Raw genomic sequence first — 18,136 nt, forward strand, 5'->3', positions numbered from 1 at the left:
CGGACTTATGACGCTGCCCTGCGGAACGTACCGGATGTAACGTCCCTTCCAGCCGGTGCGGAATGCCGGAAGTGGTTCAGGCCACTTCCGGCTTTCAGTTTCAGTCGCAACCGTTCTGTTTCTTGCCATTCACGCATCCCGGCTCTATTCCTTCTTAGGAATATCATCTTCCACACCCCTCAAAGCCGCTCTTGAGGTCCATGATCCTGCATGAATGACCTGCTTATCGTCGTTCCGGAAAATCCCCCGCCCGAGGGGATGAACGCGGACCTGTTCCAGACGAAGGACGGGGTTTCGATCCGCTTTGCGCGCGCACCGGGACGCGGAGCCGAGAAACACGGCACGGTGGTGATCCTGCCCGGCCGCAACGAGTATATCGAGAAATATTTCGAGACTGCGAACGACCTGACCGAACGCGGCTATGGCGCGGCGATACTGGACTGGCGCGGACAGGGGCGCTCGCAGAGACTGCTGCCGGACGCCAATAGGGGCTATGTTGAGAGCTTCGACGATTATGTGCGCGACCTGGATGCGTTCTTCGAACAGGTGGTGCTGCCCGACTGCCGTGGCCCCTACTACATTCTCGCCCATTCCACCGGCGTTCTGATTGCGCTTCTGGCCGCACCCATGATGGCCAACCGGGTGCGCCGCATGGTGCTTTGCACGCCGCTTCTGGGACTTCCGGTCTCGCCCAGAACAACACGCTGGGTGTCGCACTTCGCGCAGCTTCTCTACGCTTTGGGACTTGGCCGAATGTATATGCCAGGCCGCCGCAACCGGATGAAAATGCCTGAATTTTCGCCGGCGGCGCTGAGTTCCGACCCGCAGCGCTTTGCCCGCAACCGGGCGACGGTCAGCGCCTGGCCCGGACTTGCCATCAACGGGCCGACGGTCGCCTGGACGCGCGCCATGTTTCTGGCCATCGAACGGGTGACGGACCCGGCCTTTGCAGCCCGGATCCACATTCCCTCGCTCATCCTTTCGGCCGGAGCGGACCGCGTGGTCTCCAACCCGGCAATCGAGCGCTTTTCCCGGCAATTACGCAGCACATCGCTCCTGACCATTGATGGCGCGCGGCACGAATTGCTGCAGGAGGCAGACCTTTACCGGGAACAGGTGATGGCCGCCTTCTTCGCCTTCGTGGAAGGCACCGGCGACATCAATTTCTGAACGCCAGAGCGGGTTCTCTGCCGCAATGTTCTAGCGCAGAAGCGCCATCGCCTTCTTGTGCAGTTCGGGCGTGGCGGCGGCGATGATGTCGCCTCCGCTCTCAGGACGGCCGCCGGCCCAGCTGGTGATCACGCCGCCCGCCTGCTCGATGATCGGGACAAGCGCAGCGATGTCGTAAGTCTGAAGACCGGTCTCGATGACCAGATCGATCTGGCCGGCTGCCAGCATCGCGTAGGCGTAGCAATCGGTGCCGTAGCGGGCGAGGCAGACCGAATTTTCCACCCGGTCATAGGCGGCGCGGTGCAGCGGATCGAACAGCGCCGGCGTGGTGGTGCACAGCGTAGCGTCGGACAGCTCGGTCGTGTCGCGCGTCTTGAGACGGCGGGCGCCGCCCGGCCCCTCGTAATGCGCGCCATCGCCAACCGTATAGAAGAGCTCGCCGGTAAAGGGCTGGGACATCATGCCGGCAACGGCGCGGCCCGAAACGGTAAGCCCCACCAGCGTGCCCCAGAGCGGCAGGCCGGAAATGAAAGCGCGCGTGCCGTCGATGGGATCGATGATCCAGCGGTGGTCGCTCGCCTCGCCTTCAAGGCCGAATTCCTCACCCAGAATGCCGTGATCGGGAAACGCCTCGCTGATCAGCCCGCGAATGGCGCGCTCGGCCTCGCGGTCAGCCTCCGTGACCGGATCGAAACCGCTTTCGAGCTTGTTGTCGATCAACACCGGCTGACGGAAGCGCGGCAGGGTCTGGGCTGCGGCGGCCTCGGCAATGCGGCGCATCAAAGCCGGCGAGACGGTCATGGAACTCTCCTGAATTTACGGATTCGCTGCCTGAAAGGGCTGTTAAGAGCGGCGATCTTTGCCGCGTTTGATGCGGTTTGCAATGGGCGCGTTACGGTTAACGCTTGACAATTGTGCATCGCAACATAGACTTTGTTCAGGCAGTTGATCTGCCGGATGCCCTTATTGGGCGTTTCCTCCCTAGACTTTTGGCCGTATCGCCAGGGCGATGCGGTCTTTTTTTGTCGCCGTCCAGAGCAAATTTGCTGCACCGCAGCAAAGCGCGACTTCACTCGGCGGCGAGCGGATAGTCGGTGAAATACTGCCCGGCGATCGCCATCAGCTCACGCACGAAGCCGGTGAGATCGTCCATCAGCGCGTTGAAGCCCGGCCTTTTCTCCAGTGTGCGCTCATCCATATAGAGGCTGCGGTTGATTTCAATCTGCAGCGCGTGAAGCCCCTGTGCGGGGCGGCCGTAATGCTCGGTGATGAAACCACCGGCATAGGGCTTGTTGTGCACCACGCAATAGCCGCGCGCCGCCAGGAGACCGATCACGCATTCGGTGAGCGCCGAAGCGGCGGAAACGCCGAAGCGGTCACCGATGATGAAATCGGGCCGCAGCGCGCCATCGCCGGAACGCACACCCGCCGGCATGGAGTGGCAATCGATCAGAATGCCGTGGCCGAAGGTGCAGTGCGTGTCGATCAAAAGGCGCTTCAGGCGCTCGTGATAGGGCACGTAGATGGTCTCGATGCGCGACACGGCCTCGGCCAGCGGCAGGCGACCCTGATAGATGTCCATCCCCTCGCCCACCAGCTTGGGCACGGTGCCGAGGCCACCGGCCACACGCGGCGAGCGGATATTGGCGTAAGGCGGCACCGGCTCGGAGAACATGCGCGGGTCGAGTTCCCACGGCTCGCGGTTCACATCCAGATAGGCGCGCGGAAAATTGGCGGTGAGAAGCGGCGCGCCACAGGCGACCACGCCGGAGAAGAGCTCATCCACATAGCAGTCTTCGGAGCGCCTGATCATGGTCGCATCCAGACGACTCATGTCGAGGAAGCGCTGGGGATAATGTCGCCCGCTATGCGGCGAGTTGAAAACGAAGGGAGCAGTCTGGAACGCAGGAGAACGCACCTCGAAAGCGGGGATTTTCGCAAAATCCGCTGCGGCAGTCATACGATTTTCACGCCTCCGGCATACTATTTCGGTATAAAATCTGCCATTCGTGCGCACGCCTGTCCAGCCAGTCCACAAGCTGGATCAGCAGGTTTCACTTGATATTTACCACGCTGGAATCATATAGCTGGTCTCATTCAAGTGAATTGTGGGCAAGCGATTTTTGGGCAAGCGTTTGCGGGTCAATCGCTCTCGCACTATCTGGACGGCAAAATGGCACGGATTCTCCTGGCGGAAGACGACAATGATATGCGGCGCTTTCTGGTGAAGGCGCTGGAGCGGGCTGGTTACGAGGTCGTCGACTTCGACAATGGCGCCGGCGCTTATGACAGGCTGCGCGAAGAACCCTTCTCCCTTCTGTTGACCGACATCGTGATGCCCGAGATGGACGGCATCGAGCTGGCTCGCCGCGCCACCGAGATCGATCCGGATCTGAAGGTGATGTTCATCACGGGATTCGCGGCTGTCGCGCTCAATCCCGATTCGAACGCACCGCAGGACGCGAAAGTTCTCTCCAAGCCCTTCCATCTGCGTGACCTCGTGAACGAGGTGGAGAAACTTTTGCAGGCCGCCTGACCGCGGTTTTCAAGGCGTTCGGCGAGAGCCGGCAGAGTGATCGTCACATTGCGGTAAAAACACTCAAACTACCTATTGACGCCGGCCTGATTTGTGTGATCTATGCGCGGCGTCGGATGGGCGTGTAGCTCAGCGGGAGAGCACTACGTTGACATCGTAGGGGTCACTGGTTCAATCCCAGTCACGCCCACCATCCTTCCCAAACATCTTGAATAAAGATGATGATCTCGAACCGCTCCCGGGTCATCGAGATATCTCGAACAACTTCCATTCTACCCACTGCGCAGACGCCGCAACGGCGACAGCTCAGTCGCTCACTCCCCCTCCCCGCCGGAAGCCGCGCGGTGCACGGCCAGCGTGAACTGTACGTGGGCGCGCAGCAGCGTGGCGGCATGATCCACGTCGCGGGCAAGTGCCGCATCCATCAGGCGGGTGTGGCCCTCAAGAGCAAGCGCCTCCTCAAGAAGCGCCCGCGTTGCCGGGTCATGGGTAATGACCTCCCCGCCCGCATCGGCAGGGGAAAAGAGAAGCGCGTGGTGGTGGCGGCGCAATTGCTCGGAAAGCTGCCGCTGAAACGATTTCAGCCAGACAGAGCGTGCAGCTGCAAGAAGCGCGGCGTGAAAGGCGTCATGCGCCTCCATCCACTCCGAATAGGCCTGCGCACCGTCATCCAGCGCGGCCGAGGCGCGCGCAAGACGATGATGCGCGGCAACGATGGCAGCCTCCCACGCAAGGTCGCCATGGGCGATGGCGTCTTCCAGAAGCGCCACCTCGATCAAAGCACGCGACTGCTCAAGATCCTCCAGCTCCGCAAACGAAACGGGAGCCACCCGGTAACCCCTGTTGGGGCTCAGCACCACAAGCCCCGCCTCCTCGAACCGCGACAGCGCCTCGCGCAGCGGCGTGTAGCCAACGCCATAGCGCTTCGAGAGCGCCATCAGGCGCAGCGGCTCCCCCGGTGCGAGAACGCCGCTCACAATGTCGCGCTTCAGCGCTGCAACGCCGCCCTCGCCTTCCGGAGTTTTGGTCTGAAGCATTGTCTTGACCTGAAATCCCATATAATCAATCATATTATATATAATAATTCGATCCAGTGGGATAGCGACCAATGAATGCACGGGCGGACAATCAGGACACACAGACGATGGCGCGGGCCGATGAGGCCGACCGGCTGGACCCGCTGAAGGCGTTTCGCGAGCGCTTTGCCCTGCCCGAAGGCGTGATCTATCTGGACGGCAACAGCCTGGGCGTTCTGCCGGCCGGCCTCAGCGCGCATATGAAGGACGTGGTGGAACAGCAATGGGGCGAGCGGCTCGTGCGCGGCTGGAACGATGCCGGCTGGATCGACCTGCCGGCGCGCGTCGCGGGCAAGATCGCCCGGCTGGTGGGTGCAAAGAAAGACAGTGTCGCGGTTGGCGATTCCACGACGATCAACGTGTTCAAGGTCCTTTCGGCAGCCCTTTCGCTCAGACCTGACCGCCGCGTGATCCTTTCCGACCGCAACAATTTCCCGACCGATCTCTATGTTGCGGACGGGCTCGCGCGTCTTCTGGGCCAGGGTTACGAGCTGAAACTGGCGACCGCCGACGATATGGAAGAAGCCGTCGACGAAAACGTGGCGGCGGTGCTTTTGACCGAGGTCGATTACCGCACGGGCCGGCGCTACGACATGGCGGCCATGACGAAGCACATCCACGACAAGGGCGCGCTTGCGATCTGGGATCTTTGCCACAGCGCCGGTGCTTTTCCGGTTCATCTGGATGCAACGGGCGCAGATTTTGCCATTGGCTGCGGCTACAAATATCTGAATGGCGGCCCCGGCGCGCCCGCTTTCCTCTACATTGCAGAGCGCCACGTGGCGCATGTGGCCCCGGCGCTTTCGGGCTGGATGGGGCATCAGACGCCCTTCGCCTTCACCGAGAACTACACGCCGGCAGACGGCATTGCGCGCATGATGGTCGGCACGCCGCCAATCCTTTCCATGTCATCGCTCGACAGGGCGCTGGACGCCTTCGACGGCGTCGACATGGCGCTGGTGCGCGAGAAGTCGCAGCAGCTTTGTGACCGGTTCATCGCCGAGGTTGAGCAGCGCTGCCCGGAGCTGGAACTGGCGACCCCGCGCGACCATGACCAGCGCGGCAGCCAGGTTTCCTTCCGCCATCCGGAAGGCTATGCGGTGATGCAGGCGCTGATCGCCAATGGCGTGATCGGCGACTTCCGCGCGCCCGACATTCTGCGCTTCGGCATGACACCGCTCTATCTCAGCCATGCGGATATCGTCACGGCGGCGGAGATCCTGGAACGGGTCATGCGGGAGCGGCTGTGGGATCAGGAAATCTACCGCAAACGCGCCAAGGTGACCTGAACCGCGGCCATTTCGGCCTGCGTGCCCTGCCCTAGCCTTACGAGAATTTAATACTAGAACAGATGAAAAGCCGCCCGGAAGCTGGCATAAGACAAGTGGCCTGAAGCGACCGGTATACCGGCTGATGAATGCCACCTCCACCGCCACAAGATAACAGCCGGAGCGTGCATGTCTTTCTGGAAACAGGCAGTTCTCTGCCTCCTCATTCTCGTTGCCGCCGCGCTGGCGTGGTTCTGGTATTATCCCGGCGCGCAGAACATTCTGGCCCGTGCGGGACTGATGGAAGAGGCGCCTGCGGCCACGAGTGGAGCCGCTTCAGGCAATGGGCAGCGCGGCCCGGGTGGCGGCGCGCCCGGTCCCGTGGTCACCGCACCGGTGGCCTATGCCACGATCAATGACAGGCTGAACGCCATCGGCACCGGCCGCGCGCTGCGGTCGGTTTCGGTGAACCCGCTCACCTCCGGCACGCTGACCGAGCTTGCCGTCGCATCGGGCGCGGAGGTTCAGGCCGGCGATTTGATCGCAAAGCTGGATTCGGATTCCGAAGAGATTGCGCTCGACCGCGCCGTCATCGCGCTCGACGACGCCACGACGAAGCTTGAGCGCATCATGGCGCTGCGCGCCTCGAACACGGTGAGCGTGGTACAGCAGAACGAAGCGGAACTGGCGTTACGCAATGCCGAGCTTGCCAAGCGGGAAGCGCAGCTGGCGCTCGACCGCCGCTCCATCACCGCCCCCATCGACGGCACGGTCGGCATTCTGCCGATTTCCGCCGGCAGCTATGTAACCAACAGCACCGAGATCGCGACCATTGACGACCGCTCGCAGATCCTCGTCGATTTCTGGATTCCCGAGCGCTATGCCGACCTGATCGAGATCGGCGCGCCGCTGACCGCAGCTTCGGTCGCGCGCAGCTCTTCCGTTCATGAGGGCGAAATCAGCGCGCTCGACAACCGCATCGACCCCGACAGCCGCACGCTGCGCGTGGAAGGCCGCATCGAGAACCCGGACGACCGGCTGCGCGCGGGCATGGCCTTCACCATCACCATGCGCTTCCCCGGCGAAACCTATCCGGCAATCGATCCGCTGGCCGTGCAGTGGAGCGCGGACGGGCCGTTTGTTTGGATCGTGGAGAACGGGAAGGCGCGCCAGAAGCCGGTGCGGATCATCCAGCGCAACGCAGACAGCGTGCTGGTCGACGCCGAGTTCGCCGAGGGCGATCTGGTGGTGACGCAGGGCATTCACAACATGCGTGAAGGCGCGCCGGTGAACACGGCCGGCAACCCGGCCAGCGCCGGATCGCGCCTTGCCACCGCGGAAGGGTCAGCGACGTGAGGGAAGCGCTCCACAACGCCCAGACGGGCATTACCGCCCTTTTCGTAAGGCGACCTGTTCTGGCCTTCGTCTTCAACACACTGATCGCCGTTGCGGGTCTGGCAGCGCTGTTCGGCATCGAGGTGCGCGAACTGCCGGACGTGGACCGCCCGGTAATCACCGTCTCGACCAATTTTTCCGGCGCAGCCGCCGAGACCATGGATCGCGAAGTGACCGCGATCATTGAAGGCGCTGTCGCCCGCGTGCCGGGCGTGCAGGCGATCTCGTCGGATTCCTATTACGGACGCAGCCGCGTGACGGTGGAATTCAGCGACAGCGTCAACCTCGACACCGCCGCCTCCGACCTTCGCGACGCGGTGAGCCGCATCCAGAACAGCCTGCCCGACGACGCCGATGCGCCACGCATCATCAAGGCCGACAATGACGCGCAGGCCGTGATGCGCATTGCACTCACCTCCACCACCATGCCTATCCAGGACATGACGACGCTGGTGGAAGACGAGGTGGTGGACGTCTTGTCCGCCGTGCCCGGCGTCGCCGATGTGCAGGTCTATGGCGACCGCACCGAGATTTTCCGCATCGACATCAACCAGACGAGGCTTTCGAGCCTTGGGCTGACGGTGGCCGATGTCTCCAGAGCGCTTGGCACGGTCGCGTTCGACACGCCGGCCGGATCTCTGAGCAACACGACGCAGAACCTGACGGTGCGCGCGACGGCGGCCATTTCGACGCCCGGGCAGTTCGAAGCGATCTATCTGAAAGACCATGTGCGGCTCGGCGACGTGGCCACGGTGACGCTGGGCGGCGACATCGGCGAAAGCCAGTTACGCGCCAATGGCCGCACGGGCATCGGCATCGGCATCGTGCGTCAGGCCCAGTCGAACACGCTGGAAATCTCGTCCGGCGTGCGTGCCGCAGTGGAGCAGCTGAGCACCACCCTGCCCGACGGGGTGGACATTGAGGTGACCAGCGATGATGCGACCTTCATCAATGGCGCAATCCATGAGGTGGAAATCGCGCTGGTGATCGCCGTGACGGTCGTGCTTCTGGTGATCTTCCTGTTCCTGCGCGACTTCCGCGCGACACTTATTCCCGGGCTTGCCATTCCGGTGGCCCTGATCGGCACGCTGGCGACGATCTATCTGGCGGGCTTCTCCATCAACATTCTCACCCTTCTGGCGCTGGTGCTCGCCACCGGCCTTGTGGTGGACGACGCCATCGTGGTTCTGGAAAACATCGTGCGCCGTCGCAATGAGGGCATGGGCGCGCGGGCAGCCGCCGTTCTGGGCACGCAGGAGGTGTTTTTCGCCGTGCTTGCGACCACGGCAACGCTGATCGCGGTGTTCGTGCCGATCTCCTTCCTGCCGGGACAGGCCGGCGGCCTGTTCAAGGAATTCGGCTTCGTGCTGGCGATGGCGGTGTTCCTGTCTTCGCTGGTTGCGCTTTCGCTCTGCCCGATGCTCGCCTCACGCATGCTGATCGCGCATCCCGAAGGCGAAGCACGCGAAGACACCGGCGTCATCGCCAGGGTGGGCGGCGCGATGACGACGCTCTATCGGAAACTTCTGCGCTTCTGCCTCGATGCACCGGCGCTGATCCTGCTCATTTCGGTGCTGTTTGCGGGCGCATCCTATGGCGCGTTCGGCTTCATCAAATCCGAAATCACGCCGAGTGAAGACCGCTCCATGGCGTTCATGCGGGTCTCGGCACCGCAGGGTGTGAGCCTCGATTATTTCGCAGAGCGCCTGCGCCGCATCGAAGCGCTGATCGAGCCGCTGCGCGACAGTGGCGAGATCGTCAGCACCTTCTCCATTGCCGGACAGGGTGCTGGCAATAGCGGTTTTCTGGTGCTGCGGCTTGCCCCGTGGGACGAGCGCGACCGCAGCCAGCAGGAAATCGTCGCCGACATCTCCGAACGGGTCCGCAATGAGCCGGGTGTGCGCGCCTTTGTCTTCCAGCCCAACAGCCTCGGCATCCGTGGCGCGGGCAACGGGCTGAGCTTCGCGGTTGCGGGCAACAATTTCACAAAGTTATCGGCCACCGCCGCCACCATCGTAGAGGCCATGGGCGAAGATCCGAGTTTCCGGCAGGCGCGGCTTTCCAGCGATTCCACGCAGCCGCAGCTCTCCATCGCCATCGACCGCGACCGCGCCTTCGATCTGGGGATCGACATTGACGGCCTCGGCAACACGATCCAGGCCATGCTCGACGGCCGCAGGATCGGCTCGGTGTTCATCAACGACCGCAGCGTCGACGTGAAACTCGTCTCGACCACCAATCCGGTCGATGACCCGACCGACCTCGAAAACACCTATGTGAAGGCCGGTGACGGGCGTTTCGTGCCGCTTTCGGTGATCGCGCGGCTCGAAGAACAGGCCGTGCCGCCATCGCTCTCACGCGAGAACCAGCTGCGCGCCGTGGGCGTCAGCGCGTCGCTTGCGCCGGGTGTTGCGCTGGGCGAAGCCTATCAGCGGGCGCAGGAGATCGCGGAGCCCCTGCTCGAACCCGGCATGCGGCTTGTCCCGCTTGGCGAGGCTGCGGCCCTTGGCGAAACCGCCAATTCGATGCAGATCATCTTCGGCTTTGCGCTGGTGATCATCCTTCTGGTGCTGGCGGCGCAGTTTGAGAGTTTCATCAGTGCGCTGATCATCATGGCAACGGTGCCGCTGGGGCTGGCCTGCGCGGTGTTCGCCATGCTGCTGACGGGCACGAGCCTCAACGTCTACAGCCAGATCGGCCTTGTGCTTCTGGTCGGCATCATGGCCAAGAACGGCATCCTCATCGTGGAGTTCGCCAATCAGCTTCGTGACCGCGGGCTCGGGGTGCGCGAAGCCATCGAACAGGCGTCCCTCATCCGCCTGCGGCCCGTGGCGATGACCATGATCTGCACGATCGTGGGCGGGGTGCCGCTGGTGATGGCGAGCGGTGCGGGCGCAGAAGCGCGCATCGCGCTCGGCTGGGTGATGGTGGGTGGTCTCGGCCTTGCCACCGTCTCCACCCTCTTCCTCACGCCGGTCGCCTATCTGCTGCTCGGCCGGTTCATCACGCCCAAGGCGGAAGAGGAGGCGCGGCTGGTGCGCGAGCTCGATCATGCGACCCGACTTGGGGACAAAACCACCTGAATGGGCGCGCCGCGCAATCGCGCGGCGCCAGGCGGGTGACAATCGCAAAACAAAACTGTATCTGTTCGCGGCGCGCAGGCGGGATCCATCCCGCCCGCCTGACCAGCTCAACAGCCACGGAGTGCCCCGTTGACCACCGGGACAATCAGCATTGAAGAAGCGCAGAAACTGGTGGGACAGGAAGTCGGCCTGTCCGACTGGCGTGTTGTCACCCAGGAGATGATCGACCAGTTCGCTGCGGCGACGGACGATCACCAGTTCATTCACACCGATCCAGAGCGCGCCGCACGCGAGACGCCCTATGGCGGAACCATCGCGCATGGTTTCCTGTCGCTCTCGCTGCTCTCGACCATGGTTTTCGAGGCCGTGCCCCGTCTCGACGGTTCGGCGATGGGCGTGAATTTCGGCTTTGAGCGCATCCGCTTTCTGGCTCCTATCCGCAGCGGCGCACGCATTCGCGCACGCTTCGTGCTCGCCAACATCAAGCTGCGCCCCTCGGGCATTGCAGAGGTCAATTACGATGTGACGGTGGAGATCGAGAACTCGATCAAACCCGCCCTCACCGCGCACTGGCTGACGCTTGCCATGCCGGACCGCTCGCGCGAGGACTAGTTTCGCAAAGCAGGAAGCAGGCGAACACTGGCTGATGCGAATTGCAACAGTCGGTGGCTTTCGCACAGGACATAAGCGCGCTGCATCATCAACTGTTCAGCGACCTGTTTTTTTTGCAGAAAGAGACAGAATAAGAGAATTATTCTTTATCTTTCGCAAATATCAAATCATAAGGCCTGAAACGCAGAGCGACGGGCGCGAAAAGAATATTTTCATGACTACAGATTTTAAAGTTCTGAATGATGAGCCAGCAAAGAAAACTCCATACGACAATCCTAAAAGCATCGAGTTCAATTTTCGGGCAAAGCGTTTTCAAAATGTACGGACGCTGATCGAGGACGCTCTTTCAGAGAAAACCCAGATTCGCATTCTGGACCTTGGCGGAACCGAGGAATACTGGAAAATCGGATCCGATTTTCTTGAAAAACACCGTCAGAATCTGAAAATCACGCTCGTCAACCTCGAAGCCGAGCGCGTCAAGAACACCGAACTGTTTGATTCACTTGCCGGTGACGCTGCCGATCCGCAGCTCCTGGCGGGAGAGAGCTTCGACCTGGTGCATTCCAATTCCGTGGTCGAGCATGTCGGAAGCTGGGAACGGATGATCCAGTTTGCCGAGAACACCAAGCGGCTTTCGAAGCGCTATTTCGTGCAGACGCCGAATTACTGGTTTCCCTTCGAGCCGCACTTCCGGACACCGGGATTTCAGTATCTGCCAAACAGTGTGAAGGTTGGCCTTGTCAGGCGCTTTCAGCTGGGCTTTTTCCCGCGCACCCCGGACCTTGAGGAAGCGCGCAATCTGGTCGAGCACAACAAGCTCATTTCGGCCCGCCAGATGCGGCGTCTGTTCGACGATGGAGAGATCCTGTTCGAGAAACTCGCATTCCTCAACAAATCGATCATGGCGATCCGGGCGGGCTAACCGCCAATCACTGACAGAGCGCCTCCCCTGACGCAATGAAGCGGCGGGAGGTCAGGCGACAGCGCCACCTGCAATAAAGACCGGCGATGAACCGCGCAGTCATGAGGCGGGCCGGCAGCGCATGCGCCACCGGCCCGGCCCCCTATTCTTCCGTCAGAGCCTGAACATCATGCTCCGGCGCAGCCGAAACCAGCTCCGAGGCCGGCGACTGCACGAGCAAGAGATAACGCTCATACTGGATCAGAACATCGTGGATGATCTGATCGCGCGTCATGCCCATGATGTCATAACCCTTGCTGCCACTGGAGAACTGCGTCCGCGCCTCATAGCGCAGGCCCGAGCGCGCAGCCTCGAACGCCGAGAATGCAGGCAGTTTCTGAGAAACGGGCGCAACGCCATAGACGAAGTCGCGCATGTCTTCGGCCGGTGAGGTCAGAGCGATGGCGCCCGCCTCTCCATCCTCGACAAAGGCCTCGCGACCGCGATCCGTCAGTTCCTTGGCAACCTGCTCCAGCGCGGGCTTCACATTGCTCTGAATGAAGGTGTGAATTTCCTTCTCGCTGGGCGCATGCATCATCAGGCTCAGCCGGCGCTGCCAGGTGATGCCCGACGCCGGATGCGCCGGCGCAACCTGCGGAATTCCGGCATGCGCCTCACGTTGGGCAAGGTCTGCCCGCATGCCCACGAAGAGCGCCCAGACAAGCGCCAGCATGACGAAGGTGAACGGCAGCGCACTGGCGACGGTTGCAGACTGCAACGCGCCGAGACCGCCGGCCAGAAGCAGGCTTGCCGCAACCAGCCCTTCCATGCCGCACCAGAACACGCGCTGCAGGGTGGTGGTTTCGGTTTCGCCACCGGCGGCGATTGTGTCGATGACCAGCGAACCGGAATCCGAGGAGGTGATAAAGAAGATCGCCACCAGAAGGACGGCCAGCGTCGAGGTAATCGCCGTCAGCGGCAGGTAGGTGAAAAACTGGAACAGGCCGACCGAAACATCGGCCGCGACCGCAGCGCCAAGCTCGCCGGCGGCAACACCGGTGTCGATGAAGATCGCGGTGTTGCCGAACACGGTCATCCAGAAGAAGGTGAAGCCGGCGGGGATGAACAGAACCGCCGTCACGAACTGGCGCACCGTACGGCCGCGCGAGATGCGGGCGATGAACATGCCCACGAAAGGCGACCAGGAAATCCACCAGGCCCAGTAGAACAGCGTCCAGCCGTCGATCCACGGGGTCGGCTCATAGGCGTAGATGTTGAAGGTGCGTAACACCAGCGTGTCGAGATAGAGACCGATGTTCTGCACGAAATCGCGGAACAGCGCTGATGTCGGACCGACAACCAGCACGAAAACCATCAACAGAACGGCGACGATCAGGTTGGTCTCGGAGAGGATGCGCACGCCCTTGTCGAGGCCGGTGACGACCGAAATGGTGGCAAGCGCGGTGATGACCGCAATGAGCGGCACCTGCACCCAGGGGGCGATGGGAACGCCGACCAGATAGTTGAGGCCGGCATTGATCTGCGTCACGCCAAGACCGAGCGACGTGGCGATGCCGAACATGGTGCCGACGATGGCGAAGATGTCCACCGCGTGGCCAATGGGACCATTGATGCGGTCTTTCAGAAGCGGATAAAGGCCCGAACGAATGGTGAGCGGCAGGTTGTAGCGATAGCCGAAATAGGCGAGCGACAGACCGACCACCGCATAGATGGCCCAGGCGTGAATGCCCCAGTGGAAGAAGGTGACCGACATGGACTCGCGCATGGCGGCGATGCTGCCCGGCTCCGCAGTGGGCGGTGCGAGGAAATGCGTCATGGGCTCGCCCACGGCATAGAACATCAGGCCGATGCCCATGCCGGCGGCAAAGAGCATGGCAACCCAGGAATGATATTTGAAGTCAGGCTCGGAATCGTCCGGTCCCAGCTTCAGCCTGCCGAAACGGCCGATGGAAAACAGAAGAACGGAAGCAAGGAAAATACCGACGGAAAGCAGGTACAGCCAGCCGAATGCGGACAGGATATTGCTTTGCAGGGCGGAAAAAACATCGCCGGCCCGGCCGGGGAAGATAACGCCGATCAGGAGAAACACGGCGATAATAATCACCGAGCCGAAAAAGACCGGCGGGTTGATGACAAAACGACTAAACATGGGGAATTACTTTGCGCTCCCGTTTGTGAAACTGGCAGATGGCGCTCGCGATAAAAGCTCCCGACAGAAGCTGACAGCCTGTACAAGGCAAAAAAAGCTGAAATCGAGCACCGGCGGCAGGCCTCCCGTTTCTGCTTGCCGCCGGCTAACTTGTCAATGATAGACACGTCAGGCTCACGACAAGACACGAAATGACTTTGCTGAACGGCAATTATCCTGTGTTTTTCTCTAAAAACCCAGAGAACAGAACCATTCAGGATCGCACGTGGCCTTGCGGGATCAAACGACCCCGCACGCCCGAACAAGCTTGAGCAGACGCGGCAGGGATGGCGGCGTGTTTAGCGCACACCAGGTTTCACGCGCCTCGCCGCCATAGCTTTCCTTGTGCCGGGCAAGCGACTGGGTCGGGTAAACCAGTTTCTGGGCGATCGGGTTTGTGTAGATGAACCGGAAGGCGCGGCGCGTGAGCCAGTCCTTCTGGAACTCCTGATCCTCGATCTTGTGAAACGGCATGAGGCCCAGATAGAGCTTCGGCACGCCTTCGGCCTGAAAGGTTTCCACCGCACGGCGAACGAGGAAATAGGCCGCCAGCGGATCGGTATCGGGCAGCCAGCGGCGCGTGGCTGACAAATAGCCGATCAGCCTGCCATCTTCATAAAGCGGGTCGAAGAAAGCGAAGGCGACCGGCTGGTCGTTCTCGTCGAGGATAAAGAACTTTCGCACATCCGGTTCGTCGCGAAGCTGGATCGGTCGCACGAGAAAAGAGAGTTCGCGCCGCTTGGTGGTGCGGGTGCGCCGCCAGCCCAGCGAAATGGCCTCCACGCGTTTCGGGTCCAGCGAGGCCACCGGCACTTCGGCAACACGATGCCCCATGCGCTCGAAGCGGTTGGTCGCGGTGCGGAAACTGCGTCGGCTGGGACCGGTGAAACTGTAGGTATCGAGGTCGATCAGGCTTTCGATGCCGAGCGCGTTGACGAAAAAACCCTTGGTCGAAAGCAGTTCAGCCATGGGGCGCGATATCTGCCAGAAGGTGACGTCCGGCCGGACCGCGACAAACGCATCGATCAGATCGGACCAGAGCGCACGCGGGGCAAGCGGGTCTGCCAGCACATAGGCCGTACGGCCCACCATGCGATAGGCGATGGCGCCATGCTCACTGCCGAAATAACGCATGTCGGGCTGATGCGCGACGGAATAGGCCAGCACGAAATTTCCGTGCCGCTGAAGAAGCGCATGGCGCTGTTCATCGGAAAGGTGAGCGTCGTCGCTCGGGAGACTGGTTCTGGACAAGCGCGTAATCTGGTTCACGGCGAAGAATCAAGTTCTGCGCCCCCACGTGGCGATGGATGCCACGCATCGCGGAAAGTGACAAGGTGGAATTGACAATAAAGAAACCATTAGGTTATTTAATTGTCGACTGGAGACTCGCCATGACTGCCTCGATCCTGCCCGCCCAGCCTGAAGCCGCCCCGGAAACGGCGGATGAACGCGTTCTTTTTGCCCTGAAGACCAAAGGGGCCATGACCGCGCAGCGTCTTGCACATCATCTCGCAATCTCGCCGGTCGCCGCGCGCAAACAGCTCGCCCGGCTGGAGGATGCAGCGCTGGTGCAGTTTCAGGAGGAAGCGCGCGGACCGGGCCGCCCGGAGCGCGTGTGGCGGCTGACGGCAAAGGGCCATGGTCGCTTTCCCGACAGCCATTCCGACCTGACGCTGGAGTTGATCGGCTCGATCCGCCGCCTGTTTGGCGAGGAAGGTCTCGACCGCCTGATCGGCCAGCGCGAGCAGATCATGCAGCACTCCTATGAGAGCGCGCTGGAGACACAGGACGACCTGAAGGACCGGGTGGCCGCACTGGCCCGCATTCGCGCCCGCGAAGGGTATATGGCGGAGGTGGAGGCGCTCGAAGACGGGGCCTTTCTCCTGATCGAGAACCACTGCCCGATCTGCGCTGCGGCGACGGCCTGCCAGGGTTTCTGCCGCTCCGAACTCAGCGTTTTCAGAACCGTGCTCGGCCCGCAGACGCGGGTGGAGCGCACGGACCACATTCTGGCGGGCGCGCGGCGCTGCGCCTACCGCATAGAAGCCCGTTCAGGCGACTGAACATTTGAAAGCCGGATGCCGCTTTTCGGCCCGGCGCACCAGACGAGGCACATCATGAGCACGACAGACACCGGGCAACAGCCCGGCAATTCCGGCTGGGCTGCCATCTCGCAAACCGGCCAGCTGGGGCAGTTCGCCCTCTTATGTCTCGGCATCTGGCTACACGCCGCCGACACGCTTCTGGTGGCGACGGCGATGCCGGCTGCGGTGGCGGAAATCGGTGGCGACCGGCTGGTGAGCTGGACGCTGTCGCTCTACCTTTTAGGCTCCATCATCTCGGCGGCGGCTGCCGCACTCATCGCCTCGGCGGCGGGCCTGCGCCGCGCTTTCGTGATCGCAGCGCTCATCTACACGGTGGGCTGCGTGATCAGCGCGCTCGCCCCGAACATGCCAGCCATGCTGCTTGGCCGTTTTGGCCAGGGCGTGGGCGGCGGTCTTCTGGTGGCGCTTACCTATGTGGCGACCCAGCGCCTTTTCCCGGAAGAGATGTGGCCGCGGCTGATCGCCCTGATGTCGGCCATATGGGGCGCATCCGCCTTTTGCGGGCCGATGATCGGTGGTTTCTTCGCCGATATGGGCCTGTGGCGCTGGGGCTTCTGGACCTTCGCGATACAGGCGGTTCTACTGGCGGTTCTGGTGCCGTTGTTCATGCGCCCGACCAAAGGGGCCTCGGAAACGGCGCAGCGCTTTCCGGTGGTGCGGCTCGCGCTCCTGTCACTCGCCGTTCTGGCGGTTGCGACCGCCGGCATTTATGTGACGCCCGGCATCTCGCTGCCGCTGGTGACGGCGGGCGCGCTGCTCTTCTATCTGTTCCTGAAGCGTGACGGCAGCCGCGCGACCGACAAAATGTTCCCCACCCGCGCCTTCGACCCGCGCACGGTGGTTGGCTGCGGCTTCATCGCCAATCTGGCGCTCGGAACGGCCATCATGTCCTTCACCGTCTACGGGCCATTCTTCCTGCAGCGCATTCACGGCATGTCGGCACTGGGCGCGGGCTATGTGATGGCGGCGGAAGCCGTGGCCTGGAGCACGATGGCAGTGGTGTTTGCCGGCGTGGGCGCAAAGGGCGAAGTGCGGGTCATCAAGGGTGGCGCATTGCTGATCGTGCTGGCGATTGCCCTGCTCGGGCCGGCGATGGCGGAGGGGCCGCTCTCAGCCATCGTGCTTCTGTCGATCGCGCAGGGCGCGGGCTTCGGCATGATGTGGGGCTTTCTGATCCGCCGTGTGGTCGCGGCAGCGCCCGGAGACGAGCGCGACAGCGCATCGGCCGCCATGCCGACCACGCAGCAGATCGCCTTCGCGCTGGGGGCAGCCCTTTCCGGCATCATCGCCAACTTGGCGGGCTTCGCGGAAGCGCAAACGCCGGCAGCCATGCAGCCGGTGGCCATCTGGGTGTTCATCAGCTTCCTGCCGCTGGCCGTGCTTGGCGCTGCTGCTGCCTGGCGGCTCGCCCGCGAGGTTGCGGCAGGAGATTAGTCATCCCGCCTCGGACGGCCCGTATGGGTGGTCGAGGTGACGGAAACGGGATCACTGGCCGGGAAGGTGTCTTCGAGACCTTCCTCCAGCTCCTCTTCCAGTTCCTCGTCATCCAGCTTTCTGCGCGCCGGCTTTTTGGCGAATTCGGCAGGTGCGCCGGTGCGGGTCGTGCGTGTGACGGAAACCGGATCGCTTGCCGGGAAACTATCCTCAAGCCCTTCTTCAAGGGCTTCTTCCCTGGCCGCGCGTTCGCTTTCGGTTTCAGGTTTTGGCTTCTTGGGGTCAGGCTGCATCGAAATCATCCCTTTTCAGGGTCAATGACGAGACAGCCCGTCCGGTTCCAATCT

The 18,136-nt window shown here is 62.3% G+C and carries 15 protein-coding genes and 1 tRNA gene; 10 read left to right on the forward strand and 6 right to left on the reverse strand.

What is annotated here, in order from left to right:
* The first annotated feature begins 210 nt into the window (after positions 1–210).
* On the forward strand, positions 211–1,170 hold the full coding sequence (locus tag JYP46_RS08275) for an alpha/beta hydrolase (RefSeq protein WP_206547818.1): 960 nt from the start codon (positions 211–213) through the stop codon (positions 1,168–1,170).
* 30 nt (positions 1,171–1,200) lie between these two features.
* Here JYP46_RS08275 and hisN read toward each other — a convergent pair whose 3' ends face one another.
* Positions 1,201–1,971 carry a histidinol-phosphatase gene (hisN, locus tag JYP46_RS08280; RefSeq protein ID WP_206547819.1) on the reverse strand — a complete coding sequence of 257 codons (771 nt, stop codon included), beginning with the start codon at positions 1,969–1,971 and terminating at the stop codon, positions 1,201–1,203.
* Between the two features lie 268 nt (positions 1,972–2,239).
* A complete protein-coding gene (locus tag JYP46_RS08285) occupies positions 2,240–3,130 on the reverse strand; it encodes an N-formylglutamate amidohydrolase (protein WP_113152943.1) in 891 nt (296 codons plus the stop codon).
* Between the two features lie 213 nt (positions 3,131–3,343).
* Between JYP46_RS08285 and cpdR the strand changes: the two genes are divergently transcribed.
* Entirely contained in the window at positions 3,344–3,706 is a 363-nt protein-coding gene (cpdR, locus tag JYP46_RS08290) for a cell cycle two-component system response regulator CpdR (RefSeq protein ID WP_007008549.1), read from the forward strand.
* 118 nt (positions 3,707–3,824) lie between these two features.
* Positions 3,825–3,899, forward strand: a tRNA-Val gene (locus tag JYP46_RS08295).
* Between the two features lie 121 nt (positions 3,900–4,020).
* Here the strand turns inward: JYP46_RS08295 and JYP46_RS08300 are convergent.
* Entirely contained in the window at positions 4,021–4,743 is a 723-nt protein-coding gene (locus JYP46_RS08300) for a GntR family transcriptional regulator (RefSeq protein ID WP_222473988.1), read from the reverse strand.
* A 107-nt stretch (positions 4,744–4,850) separates the two neighbouring features.
* On the opposite strand from JYP46_RS08300, the gene kynU reads away from it, so the two are divergent.
* The 5 genes from kynU to JYP46_RS08325 all read left to right on the forward strand — a co-directional run bounded on the left by kynU (position 4,851) and on the right by JYP46_RS08325 (position 12,062).
* A complete protein-coding gene (kynU, locus tag JYP46_RS08305; RefSeq protein WP_206544338.1) occupies positions 4,851–6,071 on the forward strand; it encodes a kynureninase in 1,221 nt (406 codons plus the stop codon).
* Positions 6,072–6,239: 168 nt separating this feature from the next.
* Positions 6,240–7,406: an efflux RND transporter periplasmic adaptor subunit gene (locus JYP46_RS08310; protein WP_206547820.1), complete on the forward strand. Its 1,167-nt coding sequence runs from the start codon at positions 6,240–6,242 to the stop codon at positions 7,404–7,406.
* The gene (locus JYP46_RS08315; RefSeq protein WP_206544197.1) at positions 7,403–10,528 is read left to right on the forward strand and encodes an efflux RND transporter permease subunit; all 3,126 of its coding nucleotides are present in this window, start codon (positions 7,403–7,405) and stop codon (positions 10,526–10,528) included. The genes JYP46_RS08310 and JYP46_RS08315 overlap by 4 nt, the downstream gene beginning before the upstream one ends.
* A gap of 129 nt (positions 10,529–10,657) precedes the next feature.
* On the forward strand, positions 10,658–11,140 hold the full coding sequence (locus JYP46_RS08320) for a MaoC family dehydratase (protein WP_113152956.1): 483 nt from the start codon (positions 10,658–10,660) through the stop codon (positions 11,138–11,140).
* 34 nt (positions 11,141–11,174) lie between these two features.
* A complete protein-coding gene (locus tag JYP46_RS08325) occupies positions 11,175–12,062 on the forward strand; it encodes a class I SAM-dependent methyltransferase (RefSeq protein ID WP_222473987.1) in 888 nt (295 codons plus the stop codon).
* A gap of 142 nt (positions 12,063–12,204) precedes the next feature.
* On the opposite strand, the gene JYP46_RS08330 is transcribed toward JYP46_RS08325, so the two are convergent.
* The gene (locus JYP46_RS08330; RefSeq protein ID WP_206544199.1) at positions 12,205–14,211 is read right to left on the reverse strand and encodes a BCCT family transporter; all 2,007 of its coding nucleotides are present in this window, start codon (positions 14,209–14,211) and stop codon (positions 12,205–12,207) included.
* Positions 14,212–14,490: 279 nt separating this feature from the next.
* The gene (locus JYP46_RS08335; RefSeq protein WP_328850215.1) at positions 14,491–15,519 is read right to left on the reverse strand and encodes a DUF2156 domain-containing protein; all 1,029 of its coding nucleotides are present in this window, start codon (positions 15,517–15,519) and stop codon (positions 14,491–14,493) included.
* Between the two features lie 122 nt (positions 15,520–15,641).
* Between JYP46_RS08335 and JYP46_RS08340 the strand changes: the two genes are divergently transcribed.
* Positions 15,642–16,313 (forward strand): helix-turn-helix transcriptional regulator, encoded by a 672-nt coding sequence (locus JYP46_RS08340; protein WP_206547822.1) that lies wholly within the window; start codon positions 15,642–15,644, stop codon positions 16,311–16,313.
* Between the two features lie 54 nt (positions 16,314–16,367).
* Positions 16,368–17,789, forward strand: coding sequence for an MFS transporter (locus tag JYP46_RS08345; RefSeq protein WP_206547823.1), 1,422 nt, complete (start codon positions 16,368–16,370; stop codon positions 17,787–17,789).
* Here JYP46_RS08345 and JYP46_RS08350 read toward each other — a convergent pair.
* The gene (locus JYP46_RS08350) at positions 17,786–18,082 is read right to left on the reverse strand and encodes a hypothetical protein (protein WP_206547824.1); all 297 of its coding nucleotides are present in this window, start codon (positions 18,080–18,082) and stop codon (positions 17,786–17,788) included. The genes JYP46_RS08345 and JYP46_RS08350 overlap by 4 nt on opposite strands.
* Between the last annotated feature and the right edge of the window lie 54 nt (positions 18,083–18,136).

This window comes from Nitratireductor aquimarinus (assembly GCF_017255295.1).
In the GTDB taxonomy this organism is placed as follows: domain Bacteria; phylum Pseudomonadota; class Alphaproteobacteria; order Rhizobiales; family Rhizobiaceae; genus Nitratireductor; species Nitratireductor aquimarinus.